Here is a 22,134-nt window from a genome sequence, read left to right as displayed (position 1 = left end):
CGCGTCACTGGACGACCGGCGTTCCGGCGGACCTGCGGCGGCCGCTCCGGCGGACCAGTGACGTCAGGCAGATCAGCAGGACGGCCCCCAGGCACCAACTGGCCGCCACGTCCAGCGGCCAGTGGTAGCCGCGGCGCACCAGCCCGTAGGAGGCACCGGCGACGAGCACGCCGCACGCCACCACGAGCGCGCGGCGGACGGCCGGTGAACGCAGCAGCGGCAGGAGGAGCAGCGTCGCCGCGCCGTACGCCACGACGGCGGTGGCGGTGTGGCCGGAGGGGTAGTAGCCGACCGCCGGGGGCACGGCCGGGGTGCCGGGGCGGTCGGTCCACTCCTTCAGGGGCGCGACCAGCACCGGCACCAGGACCATCGCCCCGGCCCCCGCGGCGGGCGGCAGCCACCAGCGGTCCCGGCCCCCGGCGCGCCCGCGCCGGGCGGCATACGCCAGCGCGGTCACCAGGACGGGCAGGGCCACCTGCGCGTTGCCCAGGTCGGCGAGGAGTTCGGAGGCCCGGTCCGGTCGGATCAGGGCCCTGCTCAGCCGCTCGTCGAGGCCCACCAGCGGACCGTCGACGACGACCTGCCAGGTGATCAGAGCGAAGAGGAGGACGGGCGGTCCGAGCAGCAGCATGGTGCACAGCTTCGCAGGTGAGGTCCCCGGCACGCCGAAGGGCCGGCGCAAGGGGGGGTGTGCGCCGGCCCTTCGGGGAACGGCTTGCCGTGGAGGTGCCCGGGCTGCCGTCCGGACCGGAACGTCGCGCGCCCCGGGGGGTTTGGGGCGGGCGACCGTCCGATCATGAGGAGACCCGAAGCCCGCGGGCCCCGGTTCGTGTGCGCGAGGGCACGACCAGGTCGAAGCTGGGGAGGCCCCGGCCTGAACCGCCCACAGTCGCCTGCGGGCGGGGTGTATCTCTCATCCGGGGAGAAACCTACGGCAGGCGATGGCCCCGCGACAGGGCCGGCGGACTCCTCCCATCCACCTCGCACACGTTCTTCACACGCTCTGCCGCTCGCCGGTTCCGGAGGGCCCAATGGGCGGCTCACCTGCACCGATGTCGGCTCAGATGCGCGTGAAGGCCTGCTCGAGGATGTCCAGGCCCTCGTTCAGCAGGTCCTCGCCGATGACCAGCGGGGGCAGGAAGCGCAGCACGTTGCCGTAGGTGCCACAGGTCAGGACCAGCAGGCCCTCCTGGTGGCACGCCTTGGCCAGGGCGGCGGTCGTCTCCGGGTCCGGCTCCTTGGTCGCGCGGTCCTTGACCAGCTCGATGGCGATCATGGCGCCCCGGCCGCGGACGTCGCCGATGAGGTCGAACTTCTCCGCCATGGCGGTCAGACGGGCCTTCATCACCGTCTCGATGCTCTTCGCCCTGGCGTTGAGGTCCAGCTCCTTCATCGTCTCGATGGCGCCGAGCGCGCCCGCGCAGGCCACCGGGTTGCCGCCGTAGGTGCCGCCCAGGCCGCCCGCGTGCGCGGCGTCCATGATCTCGGCGCGGCCGGTGACGGCGGCCAGCGGCAGACCGCCCGCGATGCCCTTCGCCGTGGTGATCAGGTCCGGGACGACGCCCTCGTCCTCGCAGGCGAACCACTGGCCGGTGCGGCAGAAGCCGGACTGGATCTCGTCGGCGACGAAGACGATGCCGTTGTCCTCGGCGAACTTGCTGATCGCGGGCAGGAAGCCCTTGGCCGGCTCGATGAAGCCGCCCTCGCCGAGCACCGGCTCGATGATGATGGCGGCCACGTTCTCGGCCCCGACCTGCTTGGAGATCTGGTCGACGGCCTGCGCGGCGGCCTCCGGACCGGCGTTGCGGGCACCGGTCGGCCAGCGGTAGCCGTAGGCCACCGGCACGCGGTAGACCTCGGGCGCGAACGGGCCGAAGCCGTGCTTGTACGGCATGTTCTTCGCGGTCAGCGCCATCGTGAGGTTGGTGCGGCCGTGGTAGCCGTGGTCGAACACCACGACCGCCTGCCGCCCGGTGTACGCGCGGGCGATCTTGACGGCGTTCTCGACCGCTTCGGCGCCGCTGTTGAACAGCGCCGACTTCTTGGCGTGGTCGCCCGGGGTCAGCTCGGCGAGCGCCTCGGCGACGGCCACGTAGCCCTCGTACGGCGTGACCATGAAGCAGGTGTGGGTGAAGTCGGCGAGCTGGGCGGAGGCCCGGCGGACGACGGCCTCGGCGGAGGCGCCGACGGAGGTCACGGCGATGCCCGAGCCGAAGTCGATCAGCCGGTTGCCGTCGACGTCCTCGATGATGCCGCCGCCCGCGCGGGTGGTGAACACGGGCAGCACGGAGCCCACGCCCCGCGCGACCGCGGCGGTGCGGCGGGCCTGCAGCTGCTGCGACTTCGGGCCGGGGATGGCGGTGACGACGCGGCGCTCCTGCGGAAGTGCGGTCATGCGGGGCTCCTGGGGGGTGTTCCGGACACGTGCGTTCCTTTCTCGCAGGCTAGGGCGGGGAGCGGGGGCTGGGCATGCTCCATGTGGGCGTTGTCCGGGGACCCGGGTTGTCCGCGGTGGACATGGCGCCGGTGACGCTTCGGGGCGGGGGCGACGACCGCGCGGTGGCCGGTCCCGGCCGCGTGTGCGGTGGAACCGGCCTGCCGGGGCGTTAGATTGACTCGCTGATGGCGGATGGAGCGGCAGGTCAGGGGGCAAGGGTGATGGACAGCGACGGGACCCGGGACACGCGGGGTACGCAGGCGGATCCCGTACCGCGCCCGGCGGGGCCACCGGAGGTGCCGGCGGTGCCGCCCCGGCCGAGCAGGGCACCGGGCGCACCGCCGGCGCCCGGGCGGGCCCCCGGCCCCTCCTCCACCGTCGCCGACTGGCTCGACGCGGCGCGGCCGGCCGCCCGGCCCGGCATCTGGCGGTACGGCCACCGCCCGCCGAAGCCGGCCCCGGCGAGGCTCGCCCCGGTGACGCTCGCCGGCATGCTGGTCCCGCTCGTCCTGGCGACCGGGGTGTGGTCGTTCTGGCAGCGCGGCTACTTCCCCTACAAGGGCGCCCTGCTGCGGATGTTCACACCGGACGACTGGTGGTGGGGCGGCTCGGTGGTCTCGCCCAAGCCGGTCGAGGGACGGACGGTGACGCTCCCGGGGTGGGACGCCCTGCTGGTCTACGACGGCGTCTTCTTCGTCGCGCTCGTTCTCGCGGTGGCCGCGCTCGGCAGCTGGCGCGCCATCGTCCGCCACTACGTGAGCCGTCTGCGCCGGCCGGTGCGCGCCCTGGTCGCCGCCCTCCTCGCCCTCCTCGCCCTCAGCTTCGTCTTCCCCGACGCCTTCCCCGTCGGCTGGTCCCCGGTGCCGGTCGTCGATCCGCTGCTCTCGCTGACCGTGCTGCTCACGGACGACTACGGCCTGGTGTCCTCCCCGCTCTACACGAACACGCTCTACACGGCCCTCACGCTGCTCGTGGTGTGGCCGTTCGCCCGCCTCGGCGCCTGGCTGCCGTACGGGAAGGAGCTGCTCGCCGCCCGCCGCGCGAGCACCCAGGACCCCGGCGCGCCCGCGCCCGTCCGCCCCCGCTCCCAGTGGCCCGCCCTGCGCGAGGCCGGCCAGCACGAGACCGCCGACCTGCTCACCGCCGAGGTCGCCGGCGGCCGTATGAACGACGTCGACTGCGCCCGCGTGGAGCAGGCCTTCGACGCCGCCCGGCGCGGTGCCACGCTGGACGCCTTCCGCGACACCGTCGTGCGCCGGGGCGGCGCGGCCTGGACGCACCCCTCCGGTGCCCGGGACCTGCCGCGCCGCACCGCCCGCCACGACCTGCTCGCCGGTCAGGTGCGCATCGGCCGCTGGGCGGCGGGCGACCGCGCCCCGCAGCCGTACCGCGACGCCGGTGCGGCCCTCGGCCCGGACGTGCTCGGCACCTCGCTGCTCGCCGTCGGCCCCTCCGGCTCCGGCAAGACCCGCACCCTGGTGGAGCCGGTGACCGAGGCACTCGCGCTGCAGGCGCTCACCGGGCGCTGCGCCGTCGTCGCCGTGTCCGCCGCCGGCCGGCCGCTCGGCGCGGACGACGCCTTCGACGTGATCGTGCGGATCGGCGATCCCTCCTCGGTGCACGACCTCGACCCCTACGCCGAGTCCGACGACCCGGACGAGGCGGCCGCGATCCTCGCCGAGGCGCTGGTGGGCGACCTCGACACGGTCGGCGTGCAGAGCGCCGCCACCGCGCTGGCGCAGCTGCTCGGCCCCTTCCGCGCGGTGCACGGCCGTTTCCCCGCCCTGCCGGAGCTGCGTGAGCTGCTGGAGGGCGAGGAAAGCGCCCTGACCCCGCTGCGGGAGGCGCTCGCCGCGGGCGGCGACGATCTGATGCGCCGCGAACTCGACGCGCGCGTCCGTCAGACGGGCACGCCGGGGGACGCGGGCCGCAGCCTGGCCGACCGGCTGGCGCTGCTGAGCCGGCCGGTGTTCGCGGACTTCTTCGGCGGCGGCGGCCCGCACCGGCCGTTCTCCCTGCGCGCGATCGCCCACCACCCCCTGCGGGTACGCGTCGACCTGCCCGAGCGCGGTCACGAGGAGGCCGGGCGGCTGATCACCCGCCTGGTCCTCGCGCAGTTCGACGCCGCGGTCGGGGAGAGCCGGCGCGCGCACTTCGCCTGCCTGGTCCTGGACGACGCGACGGGCACGGTCACCGCCGGGTCGGTGCGCCGCATCCAGCGGCTGCGGTCGCGCAACGCCGGCGTGCTGCTCGCCCTGCGCACCATCGGCGACGTGCCCGAGGCGCTGCACGGTCCGCTCTACGGAGCGGTGGGGTGCCGTATGGCCTTCTGCGGCGTCACCACCTGGGACGGCAGCCGGTTCGCGCAGACCTGGGGCACCGAGTGGGTGGAGACGACGGAGGTCGCCAAGCACACGGTCTTCGCCGACCAGCCGATGACCCGGGCGTTCCACGCGCTGCGCAAGCTGATGACGGGCAAGGTGGTGACGACGGACGCGGTGACCGTGCGGGAGGTCGAGCGCGAGCGGTGGTCGGCGTCGGAACTGGCGCACGCGGTGCCGCCGGGTCACGCGGTGCTGTCGCTGACGACCGTCGAGGGCGAGCACACACCGCCGCTGCTGGTGGACCTGAGGGACTGAGCGGCCGGGCCGGGCATCGCGGACATACGGTGACGCGGTGACCGTACGGTGAGGCAGAATCGGTACGGGCCGTTCATACGCGGCGGCCAAGAGATCGCCGTGTTCACCGGACCGCCCCCTCCGTCGACCTCCCCGACCTGAAGGCCCCATGCCCCCGACGCTCGCCTCGCTCGTCCACCACTCCGCGCTCAAACTGACCGTGCGCGCGGGCGGGGACCGCCTCGACGTGCCCGTGCGCTGGGCGCACGCCAGCGAGCTCGCCGACCCCGTGCCCTACATGGAGGGCGGGGAACTGCTGCTGATCACCGCGCTCAAGCTCGACGCGGAGGACCGGGAGGTGATGCGCCGCTATGTGAAGCGCCTGGCGGGGGCGGGGGTCGTCGGCCTCGGATTCGCCGTCGGGGTCCACTACGACGACATCCCCGACGCCCTGGTCGAGGCCGCGCGCGAGGAAGGGCTGCCGCTGCTGGAGGTGCCGCGCCGCACCCCGTTCCTCGCGATCAGCAAGGCCGTGTCCGCGGCCATCGCCGCCGACCAGTACCGCGCGGTGACCGCGGGTTTCGCCGCCCAGCGGGAACTGACCAGGCAGACGCTGACGGACGGGCCCGAAGGGCTGCTGGCCGCGCTCGCCGCCCAGGTCGACGGGTGGGCCGCGCTCTACGACGCCTCGGGCGCCGTCGTCGCCGCGGCACCGGAGTGGGCGGGCCGGCGTGCCGCGCGGTGCGTCCCGGACGTGACCCGGCTGCGGGAGCGGTCCGCGCCCGCCTCCTCGGTGGTGGCCGGGCCGGAGCACGAGGACCGGGTCGAGCTGCACTCCCTGGGCACCGGCCGGCGGCCCCGCGCGGCGCTCGCCGTCGGCACGGCCGCGGCCCTCGGCACCGCCGAGCGGTACGCCGTCCACTCCGCCATCGCCCTGCTCACCCTGACCACCGAACGCTCCCGGTCCCTGCACGCGGCCGAGCAGCGCATCGGCGCCGCCGTGCTGCGCATGCTGCTCGCGGGGGAGCCGGACCACGCCCGCGCGGTGGCCGGGGACCTGTACGGGGAGCTCCTCGACGCGCCCTTCCGGATCATCGTCGCCGAGACCGCGGCGGCACCCGCCCACCGGGACCGGGGCGAGCAGCACGGCGACGCCCTCGGAGCCCTGACCGAGGTGGTGGAGTCCGCCGCCGCCCGCTCCGGTGAGGCGGTGCTGGTGGTGCCCGAGGGGGAGCGGCTGGTCGTCCTGGCCGCCGACACGGGAGCCGTGGTGGCCGCCTGCTGCGACCACGCCGCCGCGCGGGAGTCGGCCCGCAAGTCCGACCAGGACGAAGTGGTCGCCGGACTGTCCGCACCGGCCGGGCCGATCACCGCGTCCGCCGCCTACAAGCAGGCCGAGCAGGCGCTCTCGGTGGCCCGGCGGCGGGGCCGGGTGCTGGTGGAGCACGAGCGGATGGCCGCCGGGTCCGTCCTGCCGCTGCTCGCCGACGACGCGGTCAGGGCGTTCGCCGACGGGCTGCTGCGCGCGCTGCACGACCACGACGCGACCGGACGCGGCGACCTGGTCGCCTCGCTGCGCGCCTGGCTCTCCCGCCACGGCCAGTGGGACGCCGCCGCGGCCGACCTGGGCGTCCACCGCCACACCCTGCGCTACCGCATGCGCCGGGTGGAGGAGATACTCGGCCGCTCCCTCGACGACCCGGACGTCCGCATGGAACTGTGGCTGGCCCTCAAGGCGACCACGTCGGCGTAGCCCCTGCGCGTCAGCCCGTCCGACGCTCGAGGACGAGGCCCGTCCAGGGCCGAAGGGGCGCCCCGGTGCACGGTCCCGGATACGGGACGGGAGGGAGCGGGAGAGGCGTGAGGGGTGACGACCGACGTCCCGCACCCGGCCCCCACCCGATCGGGACATCGCCCCGCCGGACCGTCGCCCCGTCATCCGGCCGGACCGTGGCGCCGCCACCCGCCGGACCGTGGCTCCGTCATCCGGCCGGAACACCGCCCCCACCCCGCCGGGCCGTCGCCCCTCCACCCCGCCAAAAGGTCGAACCCCCACCCCCCACCACTACGCCCCGGACAAACCTCCCGCCGCCACCCCGCACCTACCGTGGACCCCACGACCACCCACTCACCCCCACCGCGGAAGGGCCGGAACGCACATGACTTCCACCCACGCCTTCTGGCTCGCCGGCCGCCAGGCCACCGGCGAGACCGCCTTCGACGTCACCTCCCCCTGGGACGGCCGGCTCGTCGGCACCGTGAGCGTGCCGACCGACGCCCAGACCGAGGAGGCCGTGGCCGCCGCGTACGCCGTACGGGACGAGTTCGCCGCCACTCCCGCCCACGTCCGCGCCGCCGCCCTGGACCACGTCAGCCGGGGGCTGGCCGAGCGCGCCGAGGAGATCGCCCGGCTGATCTCCGCCGAGAACGGCAAGCCCATGAAGTGGGCCCGCGGTGAGGTCGGCCGCGCCGTCTCCGTCTTCCGCTTCGCGTCCGAGGAGGCCCGCCGGTTCAACGGCGGCGAGGCCCAGCGGCTCGACACCGACGCCGGCGGCCAGGGCCGGCTCGCCTTCACGCGCCGCTTCCCCAAGGGTGTCGTCCTCGGCATCGCGCCGTTCAACTTCCCGCTGAACCTGTGCGCCCACAAGATCGCCCCGGCGATCGCCGCCGGCGTCCCGATCATCCTGAAGCCGGCGCCCGCCACGCCCCTGTCCGGACTGCTCATCGGCGAACTGCTCGCCGGGACCGGGCTGCCCGCCGGTTCCTGGAGCATCCTCCCGGTCCCCAACGACCGCATGCCCGCCCTCGTCCAGGACGAGCGGCTGCCGGTGATCTCCTTCACCGGTTCCGAGAAGGTCGGCTACGCGATCATGGACTCGGTACCGCGCAAGCACTGCACCCTGGAGCTGGGCGGCAACGGAGCGGCCGTCGTCCTCGCCGACTGGGCGAGCGAGGAGGACCTGGACCGGGCCGCGCAGCGCATCGCGACCTTCTCCAACTACCAGGGCGGCCAGTCCTGCATCTCCGTGCAGCGCGTGATCGCCGACGCCTCCGTGTACGACCGGCTGCTGCCGCGCATCGTCGCCGCCGTCGAGGCGCAGGTCACCGGTGACCCGGCCGACGACGCGACCGACGTCGGCCCGCTGGTCAGCGAGGACGCCGCGCAGCGCGTCGAGGCGTGGGTACAGGAGGCCGTCGGGGCCGGTGCCACGCTGCTCACCGGGGGCAAGCGCGACGGCGCCTCCTACGCGCCGACCGTGCTCGCCGACGTACCGGCCGAGGTGACGATCTCCTGCGAGGAGGTCTTCGGTCCCGTCCTGACCGTGCACAGGGCCGACGGCGAGGCGGCGGCCCTCGCCGCCGTCAACGACTCCAAGTACGGTCTCCAGGCGGGCGTGTTCACCCATGACCTGCAGGCCGCCTTCCGGGCCCACCGCGCCCTGGAGGTCGGCGGCGTGGTGATCGGCGACGTGCCCTCCTACCGCGCCGACCAGATGCCGTACGGCGGCGCCAAGCAGTCCGGCGTGGGCCGCGAGGGCGTGAGGTTCGCGATGGAGGACTACACCTACGAGCGTGTGATGGTCCTCACCGGCCTCGATCTCTAGTTCCCGGGAGCCGTTTCCCTCCAGGCTCGCGCAGGGGCCGGCACCGATGCCTTCCGGTGCCGGCCCCCTTCCCGGTGCCGGCCGCGTCCGGACTCTCAGCCGGCGAAGCCGGCCCGTGCGAGCCGCAGCGGACCGCGCAGCCGCAGCCGCACGTCGTGCACGCCGTGCACGGCGGCGGTGACGGGCGCGGTGAGCGTGACGTAGTCGTACGGGCCCGCCGTGGGCGCCCCCGGGGACAGCGCGGCGAGCACCGGCCCGCCGTCGAGGGACAGCTCGACCGTGCCCCCGCCGGACACCGCCACGCTCACCGCCGTCACCCCCCGGCCGAAGTCGCAGCGCCGGAAGAGGAGTTCGCCGTCCTTCCCGGCCACGGCGGTGACCGCGTCGCCCGCCTCCCTGGTCAGGTCGACGATCTCGGTGCCGCTCTGCTCGTCGAAGTCCGCGGCGTTCAGACCGCGTTCCAGGACCGGTCGCGCGACGGCGGGCTCACCGGCCGGGGTGACGGTGGTCCGCGCCCGCACGTCCTCGCTGGAGGCCCCGGCCAGCAGCTCGTACGCGCCCGGCTCCACGCGCCACCGGCCGAGCGCGACGTCGAAGAACGCGAAGGCGGACAACGGCAGCGTGAAGGACAGCTCGGCCGTCTCCCCGGGCGCCAGCGTGACCCGCCGGTGCGCCAGCAGCTCGCGGCGCGGACGCGGGACCGAGGCGTCCACGGCCCGGCCGTAGAGCTGGGGCACCTCGTCCGCGGTGACGCCGCCGGTGTTGGTGACGCTGAAGGAGACCCGCACCGCCGCGTCGACGACCCGGGCGGTCAGCTCCCCGTAGGAGAAGGCCGCGTACGACCTGCCGTGCCCGAACGGGAACAGCGGTGTGCCCTCGAAGTACAGGTAGGTCTGGCGGCTGCCGATCACGTCGTAGTCGAGGAGGTCCGGCAGGTCGGCGTCGTCGGCGTACCAGGTCTGCGGCAGCCGGCCGGCGGGGGAGACGTCACCGGCGAGCACCCGGGCCAGGGCGGTGCCCGCGGCCTGCCCGCCGTGCGCGGTCCAGAGCATCGCCGGGAGGTCCGCCGGATCCACCGCGTACGGATAGGCGCAGACCAGGGCCAGCACCGTGTCCGGGTTCGCGGCGCGGGCCGCGCGCAGCAGCAGTTCCTGCTGGGCGGGCAGCCGCAGCGTCGTACGGTCCTCGGTCTCGCGCCCGTTGATGTGCGGATCGTTGCCCGCGACCACCACGACCACGTCCGCCCGGGCCGCGGCGCGCGTCACCGCGTCCTCCCCGCGCTCGGTCACGACCAGCTCGAAGACCGCGGGATCCTCCTCGGCAACCTTCACGCCGTCGGCGGCGACCTGCACATGGCGTCCCGTCCCCACGTGCCTGAGGAGGTGACCGTCCCCGTGCGGTTCCAGCCGGAACGTCTCCTGCACGACCCAGCCGCCCGGCTGGTCGGCGGAGGCGCGGACGTACCCGTCCCCGGCGACCGACAGGTAGCGGCCGTCGGGGGCCCGCAGGGTCAGCACGCCCCCGCCCCAGTCGGCCAGGGCGAATTCGGTCCCGGCCGCCTCGGCGGTGAGCGGCGGAAGGTCGGTGCGGCCCGCGAGCAGCGCCGGGTCGAGGGCGCCCTCGGCGCCGCGCGCGGCCTCGGGGGCCTCGGGCGCGGGCGGGACGTGCAGGAACGTACCGGCGGCGGTCTTCAGCAGCACGCGGTCCACCCCCTCGGCGAACTCCACGCGCTCGGCGCCGAACCGCTCGTAGAGGCCCTCCAGCGGGGTGGAGCGGTGGATGAGGGTGCCGCTGTACCAGTCGAGCTTGCACTCGTCGGCGAGCAGCCCGACGACCGCGATGCGGGTGTCCGGGGCGAGCGGCAGCAGGTCGTCGTTCTTGAGCAGGACGATCGCCTGCTCGGCCGCCTCCTGCGCGAGCGCCCGGTGCTCCGGGGTGTCGAAGGCCCGCTCCCCGGCGTACGGGTCCGCGCCCGGGTCGAACTCGCCGAGCCGGAAGCGCACCGAGAGCTGGCGGCGGACGGCCGTGTCGATGTCGGCCTCCGTGAGCAGGCCCTGCTCCAGCGCCCGCTCGACCCGTCCGACGATCTGCGAGCTGTCCGTGCCGTGGTCGGTGAAACTGTCCACACCGGCGCGCAGGGCCGCCGCGGTGGCCTCCTCGTGGGTGTCGAAGTAGTGCTCGGAGTCGACCAGGTTGGACGGCGCGCCCGCGTCCGAGCACACCAGCAGTTCCTCGTCGGTCCAGGCCCGCAGGTGCTCGCGCAGATGGGGCGAGACGTGGTTCGGGCGGCCGTTGACCAGGTTGTACGCCGGCATCACCCCGGCCGTCGCGCCCGCCTCCACGGTGTCGCGGAAGGCGCGCAGATCGTATTCGTGCAGCACGCGCGGGCGCACCGGGCTCGAGGAGGTGTCGCGGTCCGTCTCGTTGTTGTGCGCCAGCCAGTGCTTGAGGACGGGCGCGGTGCGCCAGTAGAGCGGATGGTCGCCGCGCAGCCCCCGGGTGTAGGCGGTGGCGATCGCCGAGGTGAGCTTCGGGTCCTCCGAGTAACCCTCCTCGTTGCGGCCCCACAGGGGATGGCGCAGCAGGTTCACGGTCGGGGCCCAGACGTTGAGGCCGACGCGCCCGTCCCGGGCGCGCATCGCGCGGGTCTCCCGGGACACCGCCTCGCCCACCCGGCGCACCAGCTCCTCGTTCCAGGTGGCGCCCAGGCCGACGGCCTGGGGGAACACCGTCGCCGGTCCCATCCACGCGACACCGTGCAGCGCCTCCTGGCCGGTGCGGAAGGCGGCGATGCCCAGACGCTCGACGGCCGGCCCGAACTGGTGCAGAAATCCGATCTTCTCGTCGAGGGTGAGCCGCGACAGAAGGTCGTCGATGCGCTTCGCGAACGGCAGGTCCGGGTCGCGGAAAGGCGGCGTAGGCGGCGTTTGTGCGGTCACGTGGAGTCCCCTCGGGATGGAGCGACGAGGCGCTTTCGAAGCGCTTCGATGCTCATTCGGGGCGGGGGCGGGTGTCAAGGGACACGAGCGCATCGGATCGGACACATCGCGTGCGGGACGACAGGTCTGGGCCTGTCGCGGGAGGCGATACATCCGAGGAATCTTGGATCCGACCCTTGTGTGCCCCTGGGTGTTCACTTAACCTCGCAGCAACATCGAAGCGCTTCGACTGTGAGGCCCGCCCTGCGGCGACGCTCCCTCCGCCGAACGACCGCTTCGGCTCAGCCAGTTCCACTGAAGACACCGCAGCCGACGGCCACCGCCGGGTGTCCTGGTGCGCCATGAAGGGTTGACGCAATGACGCCGAACGCCGCCTCCACCTCCTCCGGACCGAGCCGGAGGAGCTTCCTCGCCTCGACGGCGGTCGCCACCGCAGCGGTGGCCGGGGGGATGCCGTTGCTCGCCGCGTGCGGTGGATCCGAGGGGGGTTCGCGGGACGGCACCACATCGGGCAAGGCCGCCGAGAAGCTGCTGCCGGCGTTCGTGGGCAGCAACGTGGTCACGCCCGACATCCCCAGCAAGAACGGCTCCGCGGTCGGCTTCACCAGCAAGCTCGACCTCGCGGACCTGAAGACGTCGGTGCCCGAGAAGCTCGGCAAGGGCGGCAGGGTCACCGTCATGTCGCCGTTCTGGGGCTCCCCGCCCAAGGCCGGCAACGCCTACTACCGGGCGATGAACGACCTCGTCGGCGTCGACGTGGTCTGGCAGAACCAGGACGGCAACACCTACGACCAGAAACTCGGCGCGGTCCTCGCCTCCAGCAGCGTGCCCGACGTGGTGGTCGTGCCCGGCTGGAACATGACGGGCAAGATCCCCAGCGCCATCATCGGCAAGTTCGCCGACCTCGGCCCGTATCTGTCCGGCGACGCGGTCAAGGACTACCCGAACCTCGCGGCCATCCCCACCGACGCCTGGCAGCGGTCCATCTTCGGCGGCAAACTGCGCGGCCTGCCCATGCCGTCCTCGTACGTCACCGGCATCGTGCCGCTCTACCGCCAGGACATCTTCGAGAAGGAGGGCTACGAGGTCCCCCGTTCGTGCGACGAGTTCATGGCGCTGGCCAAGGACGCCACCAACGCCAGGGCGAAGCGCTGGGCCTGCCTGGACATGAAGTGGACCGCCTTCAACGCCTTCGGCGTGCTGTCCGGCAACGAGAAGTCGCTCGGCTGGAACCAGGTCGACGGCAAGCTGGTCCACCGCATCGAGACCGACGAGTACCTCGAGGCCCTGGAGTGGACGCGCAAGCTGTTCGCCGCCGGTGTCGTGCACCCCGACGCCGAGCTGGGCAAGAGCAACGCCACCGACCCGGGGCCGAAGTTCGCCGCCGGCGAGTTCCTGATCTACAACCAGGACTCCTCCCAGTGGTGGAGCCGCACCGCCGAACAGGCCACCCAGAACCCCGAGTTCAAGATCTGGGGCATGGACATCTTCGGTCACGACGGCGGCGACCCCACGCTGTGGGCGCAGAACCCGGCCGGCATCTTCGCCTTCGTCAACAAGAAGGCCTCGGAGGCCGTGATCCGCGACGTGCTGGCCCTGGCCAACGTCACCGCCGCGCCGTACGGCACCAAGGAGTACATGGCCACCAACTACGGCGTGGAGGGCACCCACTACACCGTCGAGGACGGTGTGCCCACCAAGACCGACCAGGGCAACATCGACGTGATGAACGCCTACGTGATGATCGCGAGCCCCGCCCCGACCATCGCCCACCCCGACTTCCCCGAGGTCGCCAAGGGCCAGGTGGAGTGGCAGCAGCGGATGGGTGCCTTCACCAGGAAGCCCGCGTTCTACGGCATGCAGATCACCGAGCCCGCCCGCTACACCAACCTCGCCAACGACTTCGAGCAGCTGGAGGACGACGTCGTCCGCGGCCGCAGGAAGATCGGCGACATGCAGCGGGCCGTCTCCGACTGGAAGAGCAAGGGCGGGGACGAGCTCCGCGACTGGTACCGGAAGATCCTCGACGAGAACGGTTCGGCGGCCGGCTGACCGGGTACCGAGGCAAGGAGAAACGCCGTGTCCCACCGCACGGTGCCTCGGACCGACACCGAGGCAGAAGCGAAGGAGAACCCCACGGCGGCGCACGACGCCGCCGCCGGGGCCCCGAAGGGACGACCCGCCGGGAAGCTCGGCCTGCGGGCGCGGTTCCGACGCGACCGCGTACTGCTGCTGATGACGCTGCCGGCCGTGCTGCTGGTCCTGCTCTTCAACTACGTGCCGATCCTCGGCAACGTCGTCGCGTTCCAGGAGTACGACCCCTACATCAGTGACAACGGGGTCGTCTCCATCCTGCACAGCCCCTGGGTGGGGCTGGAGAACTTCCAGCGGATCTTCGAGGACTCCGCCTTCTGGAACTCCGTGCGGAACACACTGGTGCTGTTCGTCCTCCAGCTGGTGCTGTACTTCCCGATCCCCGTCCTGCTCGCGCTGCTCATCAACAGCGTGGTCAGACCCCGGGTGCGGGCGATCTCGCAGGCCGTCCTCTACCTGCCGCACTTCTTCTCGTGGGTGCTGGTCATCGCCGTCTTCCAGCAGCTCTTCGGCGGCGCCGGACTCCTGTCCCAGCTGCTGCGGGCGCACGGGTACGACGGGCTCGACCTCATGACCGACCCCGAGACCTTCAAGATCCTGGTCACCGCGCAGAGCGTGTGGAAGGACGCGGGCTGGGGCATCATCGTCTTCCTCGCCGCGCTGGCCTCGGTCAGCCCCGACCTGTACGAGGCCGCCGCGATGGACGGCGCCGGACGCTGGCGCCGGATGTGGCACGTCACGCTGCCCGCGCTGCGCCCGGTGATCGCCCTGCTGCTGGTGCTGCGGGTCGGTGACGCGCTGACCGTCGGCTTCGAACAGATCCTGCTGCAACGGGACGCCGTGGGTCCGGGGGCCGCCGAGGTGCTGGACACCTTCGTGTGGTGGAACGGCGTACGCAACCAGGACTTCGGTTACGCGGCCGCCGCGGGACTCGTCAAGGGCGTCATCAGCCTCGGCCTGGTCCTGGCGGCGAACAAGGTGGCCCACCTCATGGGCGAGCAGGGGGTGTACAAGAAGTGAGCACCGTGATCGACAAGTCCGCGCGCACCTCCGGCCGGTGGGCGGCTCCGCCCCGGCCGGCGTGGGAGGAACCGCCCAGCCGGGCCGGACTCGCCGGCAAGGGACTGGTGCTGTTCCTCGCCTGCCTGGGGATCCTCTTCCCCCTGTGGATCGTCGTCGTCACCAGCCTGTCCTCGCGCAGGACCATCGACGAGGCCGGCGGGCTGGTGATGATCCCGAAGGACATCACCTTCGTCGCCTACCAGGAACTGCTCAGCGGCGGCCAGGTCACCCGCGCCGCGGTCATCAGCATCCTCGTCACCGCCGTCGGCACGCTGTTCTCCATGGCGGTGTCGGTGCTGTGCGCCTACGGCCTGTCCCGCAGCGGCTCCCTCGGCCACCGCTGGATCCTGATGGTGCTCCTGGCCACCATGTTCTTCAGCGCCGGTCTCATCCCCACCTACCTGCTGGTGCAGTCGCTGGGCCTGACGGACAGCTACCTGGCGCTGATCCTGCCCAGCGCGATCAGCGTCTTCAACATCCTGGTCCTGCGCGGCTTCTTCATGAACATCTCGCAGGAACTGGTCGACAGCGCCCGCATCGACGGGGCCGGGGACGTCCGGATCCTGTGGCAGATCGTCATGCCGCTGTCCCGGGCGGTGATCGCGGTGATCACGCTGTTCTACGCCGTCGGGTACTGGAGCGCCTGGTTCAACGCCTCGCTGTACCTCAACGACCAGGACATGCTGCCGCTGCAGAACGTCATGATCCAGCTGGTGCAGAAGCAGGAGGCTCCGGTCGGGCTCGGCCAGGCCATCAAGACCGGGCAGCTGTCTGGGCTGGCCGTGCAGATGGCCGTCATGGTGATGGCACTGCTGCCGGTGGCCGTGCTGTCGCCCTTCGTCCAGAAGCACTTCAAGAAGGGGATGCTCACGGGGGCCGTCAAGGGCTGACGCCCTCCGTGTCCGGAGCACCCGCGTGGTCATGCGGCCGCAGGCCGATGGCGATCGGCCGCGCGGGTCCCCGCGCCCCCTCCCGTCCCCCCGTCCTCCCTTGCGAACGAGGTACTGTCATGTACGCGTCCTCTCCTGGTCGGCGTGCCGTACTCGCCGGGGCCGCGGCCCTCGCCGCGCTCGCCGGTGTGCCGGCCCTCGCCGGGACCGCCCGTGCCGCCCGGCCCTCCCCATACCGCTGGCGCAACGTCGTCATCGGCGGCACCGGGTTCATCACCGGCGTGCTGTTCCACCCCGCCGTGCGCGGGCTCGCCTACGCCCGGACCGACATCGGCGGCGCCTACCGGTGGGACGACCGGGCCGGGCGCTGGATCCCGCTGCTGGACCACATCGGCTGGGACGACTGGAACCTGCTCGGCGTCGAGGCCGTGGCCGTCGACCCCGCCCACCCCGACCGGCTCTACCTGGCCTGCGGCACCTACGCCCAGTCGTGGGCGGGCAACGGCGCGGTGCTGCGCTCCGACGACCGCGGCCGCACCTGGCGGCGCACCGACCTCACGGTGAAGCTCGGCGCCAACGAGGACGGCCGGGGCACCGGCGAGCGGCTGCTCGTGGACCCGCGCGACAGCGACACCCTGTGGCTGGGCACCCGGCACGACGGCCTGCTCAGGTCGGCCGACCGGGGCGCCACCTGGGCCCCCGTGAGCGGTTTCCCGGCCACCGCGTCCGCCACCGGCCAGGGCGTCACCCTCCTCGTCGCCGCCGGGCGCACGGTCTACGCCGGCTGGGGCGACGGCGGCGACGCGAACCTGTTCCGTACCGCCGACGGGACCACCTGGGAGGCGGTCCCCGGACAGCCGTCCGGTGCCGCCGCGCGCGTGCCGGTCCGCGCCGCGTACGACCGGCACGCCCGCGAGCTGTACGTGACGTACGCCGACGCGCCCGGCCCCAACGGCCAGTCCGACGGCAGCGTGCACAAGCTGCGCACCGGCGGCGGCGAGTGGAGCGACGTCACCCCGGCGAGGCCCGACGGGGCGGCCGACACCTTCGGCTACGGCGGGGTCGCGGTGGACGCCCGCCGCCCCGGCACCGTCGTCGTCTCCACCAACAACCGCTGGGCGGCCGTCGACACGCTGTACCGGTCCACCGACGGCGGCCGCACCTGGCGGTCCCTGAAGGACACCGCCGTCCTCGACGTCTCCGAGACGCCCTACCTGAAGTGGGGCGGGGAGGAGCCCAAGTTCGGCTGGTGGATCCAGGCGCTGGCCGTCGACCCGTACGACTGCGAACACATCGTGTACGGCACCGGCGCCACCCTCTACGGCACCCGGGACCTGCGCCACTGGGCGCCGTGGATCCGTGGCCTGGAGGAGGCGTCCGTGACCCAGCTGCTCTCGCCCCCGGCCGGGCGGGCGCACCTGATCAGCGGGTCGCGGGACATCGGCGTGATGTACCACGAGCGGCTCACCGCGTCCCCGGCCGACGGCATGGCGGCCAACCCCGTGTCCGGGTCGGCGACGGGCCTGGCGCAGGCGGCGCGCAGACCGGCGTACGTCGTCCGGGCCGGCTGGGGCGACCACGGCAACGGCGCCTACTCCCACGACGGCGGACGCACCTGGGCGCCCTTCGCGTCCCAGCCCCCCGTCGCCGGGGACGCGCCGGGACCGATCGCCACCAACGCCGACGGCAGCGTGCTGCTGTGGTCCTTCGTGCACTGGGACGGCACCGGGCACCCGGCCCACCGCTCGGCGGACAGCGGCACGACCTGGTCCGAGGTCCCGTCCTTCCCGAAGGGCGCCACGCCGGTCGCCGACCCGGCCGACCCGGCGCTGTTCTACGCGTACGACACCGACACGGGAACGCTGTTCGCCAGCACCGACGGCGGCCGCACCTTCACCGCCCGTGCGGGCGGACTGCCCGCGGGCGACGCCCAGTTCAAGCTGGTCGCGGCACCGCACCGGACCGGCGACCTGTGGCTGAGCACCAAGGGGAACGGGCTGTACCGATCGACCGACGGCGGCGTCGCCTTCACCAGGGTGGACAGCTGCCGGGCCTCCCACACCCTCGGCTTCGGCCGGGCCGCCGACGGCGCCGGCTACCCGGCGATCTACCAGGTCGGCTCGACCGGTGCCGTCACCGCGGTCCTCCGCTCCGACGACGAGGCGAGAACCTGGACGCGGATCAACGACGACGACCACCAGTGGGGCTGGACCGGCGAGACCGTCACCGGCGACCCGCGCGTGTACGGCCGGGTCTACCTCGCCACCAACGGGCGCGGCATCCAGTACGGGGAGCCGGTCTGATGCCGGACCTCGGCGACGCCACCCGCGGCCGCATCCTCTACGGCGGCGACTACAACCCGGAGCAGTGGCCCGAGGTGACCTGGCACGAGGACGTCCGCCTGATGAAGGAGGCCGGCGTCAACTCCGTCACCCTCGGCGTCTTCTCCTGGGCGAGACTCGAACCACGCCCCGGCGAACGGGACTTCGGCTGGCTGGACCGGCTGATGGACCTGATGCACGGGAACGGCGTCGGCGTCGTCCTCGCCACCCCGACCGCCTCGCCGCCGCCCTGGCTGGGACACCTCCACCCCGACACCCTGCCCCGCGACGAGGACGGCCGGACCGAGTGGTGGGGCGGCCGGCAGCACTTCTCGCACTCCAGCGCCACCTACCGCCGCCACGCCGCAGCCATCACGGAGGACCTCGCCGCCCGCTACGGCGGCCACCCGGCCCTCACGATGTGGCACATCAACAACGAGTACTGCACCTACGACTGGGGCGACGAGGCCGCAGCCCGCTTCCGCGCCTGGCTGCGCCACCGGTACGGCACCCTCGACGCCCTCAACACCGCCTGGGGAACCGCCTTCTGGAGCCAGGGCTACGGCGACTGGGCCGAGGTGATGCCGCCCCGCCACGCCCACTACAGGAAGAACCCCACCCAGGTGCTGGACTTCAAGCGCTTCACCTCCGACATGCTCCTGGAGTGCTACACCGCCGAGCGCGACATCGTCCGCCGGCACACCCCGCACACCCCGGTGACCACCAACTTCATGCCGCTGTGGGCGGGCCAGGACGCCTGGCGCTGGTCCGAGGAGGAGGACGTCGTCTCCGTCGACCTCTACCCCGACCCGCGCGACCCGCTCGGCGCGCAGGACGGCGCCCTGGTCCAGGACATGACCCGCTCCCAGGCACGCGGCCCCTGGATGCTGATGGAGCAGGCGGCCGGCCCGGTCAACTGGCGCGGTGTGAACCACCCCAAGCCGCGTGGCCTCAACCGCCTGTGGTCCCTCCAGGCCGTGGCCCGCGGCGCGGACGCCGTCTGCTACTTCCAGTGGCGCCAGTCCCGGCAGGGCGCGGAGAAGTTCCACTCCGCGATGCTCGGCCACGCGGGGGAGCGGGGACGGACGTTCCAGGAGGTCAAGCAGCTCGGCGCGGACCTGGAGCGGATCGCCCCGCACGTCACCGGCGGCCGGATCGCCGCCGACGTCGCCGTGCTGCACGACTGGGACTCCTGGTGGGCCGGCGACCAGGACGGCCGGCCGTCGCACGAGGTCTCCTATCCGGAGGTCCTGCGCGCCTGGCACCGCGCCCTGTGGGCCGCCCACCTCACCACCGACTTCGCCCACCCCGCACACGACCTGTCCGGCTACCGGATGGTCGTCGTGCCCCAGCTCTACCTCCTCACCGACGCGGCCGTCGACAACCTCCTGGCCTACGTGCGCGGCGGCGGCACCCTCGTCTGCGGCTTCCTGACCGGCGTCGCCGACCAGGACGACCGGGTGCGGCCCGGCGGGATGGACGCCCGGCTGCGCGCCCTCTTCGGCATCCGCACCCTGCACGAGTGGTGGCCGCTGGAGACGGGGGAGACCGCCGAGTGCGAGGGCGGCCTGCGCGGCACCCTGTGGTCGGAGGAACTGGAGGCGGACGGCACCGCCGACGAGACCGTCCCCTACCGGGGAGGGGAACTCGACGGACTGCCCGCCGTGCTGCGCAAGGGCCGCGCCTGGTACGTCTCGACGCTCCCCGAACCCGAGGCGCTGCGGGCGCTGCTGACCCGGGCCGCCACCGGCGCGGGCGTCCGGCCGGTGCTCGAGGGCCTGCCGGACGGGGTCGAGGCGGTGCGCCGGGGCGAACTGCTGTTCCTGCTGAACCACGGCCGCGAGCCGGTCACCGTCGGCCTGCACGGAACCCACCGCGACCTGCTCACGGACGCGACGGTGACCGGCCGGGTCACCCTGGGCCGCTACGGTGCGGCGGTGCTGGCGTCATGACGTCCGCACCCGTCCACGGCACCTGGGAGCCGCGGCCGGCCGCCCGCTGGGAGGACGCCTTCCCGGTCGGCAACGGTCACCACGGCGCCCTGGTGTCCGGTGATCCGGACGACGACCGGACCGTCGTCACCCACCACACCCTCGTCCGCCCGGGCGGGGGCGACGACCGGCACCGGCTGCCGCCCCGGCTGGCCGACGGACTGGCCGATCTCCAGGACCGCCTGCTCGCCGGCGACCCGACGGCCGCCGAGGGCTTCACCGACGGCCGCCCGCTGACGTGGGTGCGGCCCTTCCACCCGGCCTTCCAGGTGCGCCTGCGCCGCCCGGAGGGCGACCGGGACCGGGAGGGATACCGCCGCACGCTCGACTTCGCCCGCGGGGTCGCCGAGGCCGCCTGCGCCGACCGGACCGGCAGGGTCTTCGTCTCCCGCGCCGACGACGTGATCGTCCAGTGCGTCACCGGCCCGGCGCTCACCCTCGACGTCTCCCTGGACCACCGCCTCCCCGGCGCCCCCGCCGGCCTGGGCGTCGGCCACGGCACCGTCCTCACCCCCGAGGGGGCGCTGCTGAGCCTGCGCGCCCGCTACCCGGGCAGCGACCTGGCGTACACCGGTGTCACCCTGGTCGCCGTCACCGGCGGCCGGACGGCGCTCGCCCCTGCGGGGGTGCGTATCGAGGGCGCGCGGTCGGTGCTGCTGCTCACCCGGGTGCGGCGGCACACGGGCGAGGCGGACGTGGTCGCCGAGGGCCGCGCCCTGCGCGACCTGATCGACGGGAGCCCGCACCCGTACGACGACCTGCTCGCCCGCCATCTGCCCCTGCACCGCCCCGCCTACGAGCGCGTCACCCTCGACCTCGCCGCCGACCCGGCCGAACGCGCCCTGCCGGGCTCGGAGCTGCTGACCCGGGCGCGCGGCGCCGCGCTGCTCGAACGGCTCTTCGCGGCCGGCCGCCACCACCTGCTCGCCGCCAGCGGCCTGTTCCCGCCCCGCCTCACCGGACTGTGGACCGGCGACTGGGACACCGCCTGGTCCGGCGCCTTCACCAACGACGCCAACCTCAACCTCCAGACCGCCTCCGCCGCGGCCGCCGCGCTGCCCGAGGTCACCGAGGCCCTGGCGTCACTCGTCCACCGTCAGCTGCCCGACTGGCGGGACAACGCCCGCGCGGTCTTCGGCGCGCGGGGCGTGGTCGCGCCCGCGCACTCCGACGGCGAGTCCGGGCACACGTACCACTTCAGCCGCGAGTACCCCCTCCACCTGTGGACCGCGGGCGCCGACTGGCTGCTGAAGCCCCTCGTCGACCACGACGAGACCTACGGCCGACGAGATCCGCGCACCGCCGCGGCGCTCGCCGAAGTCGCCCTGTTCTACGAGGACTTCCTCACCCGCACCGACCCCGGGGGCCGACTGGTCGTCGTCCCCTCCTACTCGCCCGAGAACCGGCCGGCCAACGCGAGCTGGGGCACGGTCAACGCGGCCATGGACCTCTCCGCGGCCCGGCACGCCCTGCTGACCGCCGCCGCGTACCACCCCGAGCACGCCGACCGCTGGCGGGCGCTCGCCGACCGGCTGCCGCCGCACCGGGTCAACGCCGACGGCGCGCTCGCCGAATGGGCCCGGCCGGACCTGGAGGACTCCTACGACCACCGCCACCTCAGCCACCTGTACGGCGTCTGGCCGCTGGACGAGATCACCCCCTACGACACCCCGGAGCTGGCCGCCGCCGCCCACCGCGCCCTGGAACTGCGCGGCACGGAGAACGACTCCGCGCACGGCCATCTGCACCACGCGCTGATCGCGGCCCGGCTCCGCGACGGCGAACGGGTCGCCCACGCGCTCGGACAGGTCCTCGACGGCGACTTCTTCCACGCCTCCCTGATGAGCGCGCACTACCCGCGCCGCGACGTCTACAACGCCGACGCCGCCCACACCCTGCCCGCCGTGCTGATCGAGGCGCTCGTGCAGTCCACCCCCGGCCGGCTGGTCCTGCTGCCCGCGCCCCTCCCGGCGTACCCGAGCGGCCGGCTGTGCGGGATCCGCACCCGCTTCGGCGCCGGACTCGACCTCACCTGGTCCCCGGACGGCGTCACCGCCGTGCTGCGGCCGACCCGGACCCAGCGCATCGATCTGTGGACTTCCGCCGGCGCCGAACCGCTCGACCTGGTCGCCGGAGAAGACCGCGTCCTCACGCCGAGGACGCGGTGACCGGAGCAC

12 protein-coding genes are annotated in these 22,134 nt (G+C 73.7%); 9 read left to right on the top strand and 3 right to left on the bottom strand.

Going from position 1 to position 22,134, the window contains the following annotated elements; genetic code table 11:
* Positions 1–4 precede the first annotated feature (4 nt).
* Positions 5–631: a phosphatase PAP2 family protein gene (locus ACF07S_RS20035; RefSeq protein ID WP_391974703.1), complete on the bottom strand. Its 627-nt coding sequence runs from the start codon at positions 629–631 to the stop codon at positions 5–7.
* Positions 632–1,060: 429 nt separating this feature from the next.
* A complete protein-coding gene (gabT, locus tag ACF07S_RS20030) occupies positions 1,061–2,395 on the bottom strand; it encodes a 4-aminobutyrate--2-oxoglutarate transaminase (RefSeq protein ID WP_391974702.1) in 1,335 nt (444 codons plus the stop codon).
* 263 nt (positions 2,396–2,658) lie between these two features.
* On the opposite strand from gabT, the gene ACF07S_RS20025 reads away from it, so the two are divergent.
* The 3 genes from ACF07S_RS20025 (at position 2,659) to ACF07S_RS20015 (ending at position 8,660) form a co-directional block, all read left to right on the top strand.
* Complete coding sequence (locus ACF07S_RS20025; protein WP_391974701.1) at positions 2,659–5,076, top strand: ATP/GTP-binding protein; 2,418 nt, start codon at positions 2,659–2,661, stop codon at positions 5,074–5,076.
* Between the two features lie 148 nt (positions 5,077–5,224).
* Positions 5,225–6,808 carry a PucR family transcriptional regulator gene (locus ACF07S_RS20020; protein ID WP_391974700.1) on the top strand — a complete coding sequence of 528 codons (1,584 nt, stop codon included), beginning with the start codon at positions 5,225–5,227 and terminating at the stop codon, positions 6,806–6,808.
* Between the two features lie 406 nt (positions 6,809–7,214).
* On the top strand, positions 7,215–8,660 hold the full coding sequence (locus tag ACF07S_RS20015; RefSeq protein ID WP_391974699.1) for an aldehyde dehydrogenase family protein: 1,446 nt from the start codon (positions 7,215–7,217) through the stop codon (positions 8,658–8,660).
* Between the two features lie 95 nt (positions 8,661–8,755).
* On the opposite strand, the gene ACF07S_RS20010 is transcribed toward ACF07S_RS20015, so the two are convergent.
* On the bottom strand, positions 8,756–11,599 hold the full coding sequence (locus ACF07S_RS20010; protein ID WP_391974698.1) for a glycoside hydrolase family 3 C-terminal domain-containing protein: 2,844 nt from the start codon (positions 11,597–11,599) through the stop codon (positions 8,756–8,758).
* Between the two features lie 357 nt (positions 11,600–11,956).
* Between ACF07S_RS20010 and ACF07S_RS20005 the strand changes: the two genes are divergently transcribed.
* From ACF07S_RS20005 to ACF07S_RS19980, 6 genes are all read left to right on the top strand, one after another.
* On the top strand, positions 11,957–13,651 hold the full coding sequence (locus ACF07S_RS20005) for an extracellular solute-binding protein (RefSeq protein WP_391965512.1): 1,695 nt from the start codon (positions 11,957–11,959) through the stop codon (positions 13,649–13,651).
* Positions 13,652–13,678: 27 nt separating this feature from the next.
* Entirely contained in the window at positions 13,679–14,713 is a 1,035-nt protein-coding gene (locus tag ACF07S_RS20000) for an ABC transporter permease (RefSeq protein ID WP_391965513.1), read from the top strand.
* A complete protein-coding gene (locus ACF07S_RS19995) occupies positions 14,710–15,645 on the top strand; it encodes a carbohydrate ABC transporter permease (RefSeq protein WP_391965514.1) in 936 nt (311 codons plus the stop codon). Before ACF07S_RS20000 ends, ACF07S_RS19995 begins: the two co-directional genes overlap by 4 nt.
* Positions 15,646–15,764: 119 nt before the next feature.
* Positions 15,765–17,948, top strand: a complete 2,184-nt coding sequence (locus ACF07S_RS19990) for a 1,4-beta-glucanase (RefSeq protein WP_391965515.1) — start codon at positions 15,765–15,767, stop codon at positions 17,946–17,948.
* Positions 17,948–19,918, top strand: coding sequence for a beta-galactosidase (locus tag ACF07S_RS19985; protein WP_391974697.1), 1,971 nt, complete (start codon positions 17,948–17,950; stop codon positions 19,916–19,918). The genes ACF07S_RS19990 and ACF07S_RS19985 overlap by 1 nt, the downstream gene beginning before the upstream one ends.
* Positions 19,915–22,125, top strand: a complete 2,211-nt coding sequence (locus ACF07S_RS19980) for a glycoside hydrolase N-terminal domain-containing protein (RefSeq protein WP_391974696.1) — start codon at positions 19,915–19,917, stop codon at positions 22,123–22,125. Before ACF07S_RS19985 ends, ACF07S_RS19980 begins: the two co-directional genes overlap by 4 nt.
* The last annotated feature ends 9 nt before the right edge of the window (positions 22,126–22,134 follow it).

The sequence above is a fragment of the Streptomyces sp. NPDC016640 genome, assembly GCF_043076215.1.
In the GTDB taxonomy this organism is placed as follows: domain Bacteria; phylum Actinomycetota; class Actinomycetes; order Streptomycetales; family Streptomycetaceae; genus Streptomyces.
The sequence above is the reverse complement of the archived record's forward strand: the minus strand, read 5'-3'. Positions and strand labels throughout refer to the sequence as shown.

What these genes read in the sequence shown, in the direction of transcription:
- ACF07S_RS19990 (WP_391965515.1), top strand. Translation starts at nt 15,765, where the DNA reads ATGTACGCGTCCTCTCCTGGTCGGCGTGCCGTACTCGCCGGGGCCGCG.
- ACF07S_RS20005 (WP_391965512.1), top strand. Translation starts at nt 11,957, where the DNA reads ATGACGCCGAACGCCGCCTCCACCTCCTCCGGACCGAGCCGGAGGAGC.
- ACF07S_RS20020 (WP_391974700.1), top strand. Translation starts at nt 5,225, where the DNA reads ATGCCCCCGACGCTCGCCTCGCTCGTCCACCACTCCGCGCTCAAACTG.
- ACF07S_RS20025 (WP_391974701.1), top strand. Translation starts at nt 2,659, where the DNA reads ATGGACAGCGACGGGACCCGGGACACGCGGGGTACGCAGGCGGATCCC.
- ACF07S_RS20015 (WP_391974699.1), top strand. Translation starts at nt 7,215, where the DNA reads ATGACTTCCACCCACGCCTTCTGGCTCGCCGGCCGCCAGGCCACCGGC.
- ACF07S_RS20035 (WP_391974703.1), bottom strand. Translation starts at nt 631, where the DNA reads ATGCTGCTGCTCGGACCGCCCGTCCTCCTCTTCGCTCTGATCACCTGG.
- gabT (WP_391974702.1), bottom strand. Translation starts at nt 2,395, where the DNA reads ATGACCGCACTTCCGCAGGAGCGCCGCGTCGTCACCGCCATCCCCGGC.
- ACF07S_RS19985 (WP_391974697.1), top strand. Translation starts at nt 17,948, where the DNA reads ATGCCGGACCTCGGCGACGCCACCCGCGGCCGCATCCTCTACGGCGGC.
- ACF07S_RS19980 (WP_391974696.1), top strand. Translation starts at nt 19,915, where the DNA reads ATGACGTCCGCACCCGTCCACGGCACCTGGGAGCCGCGGCCGGCCGCC.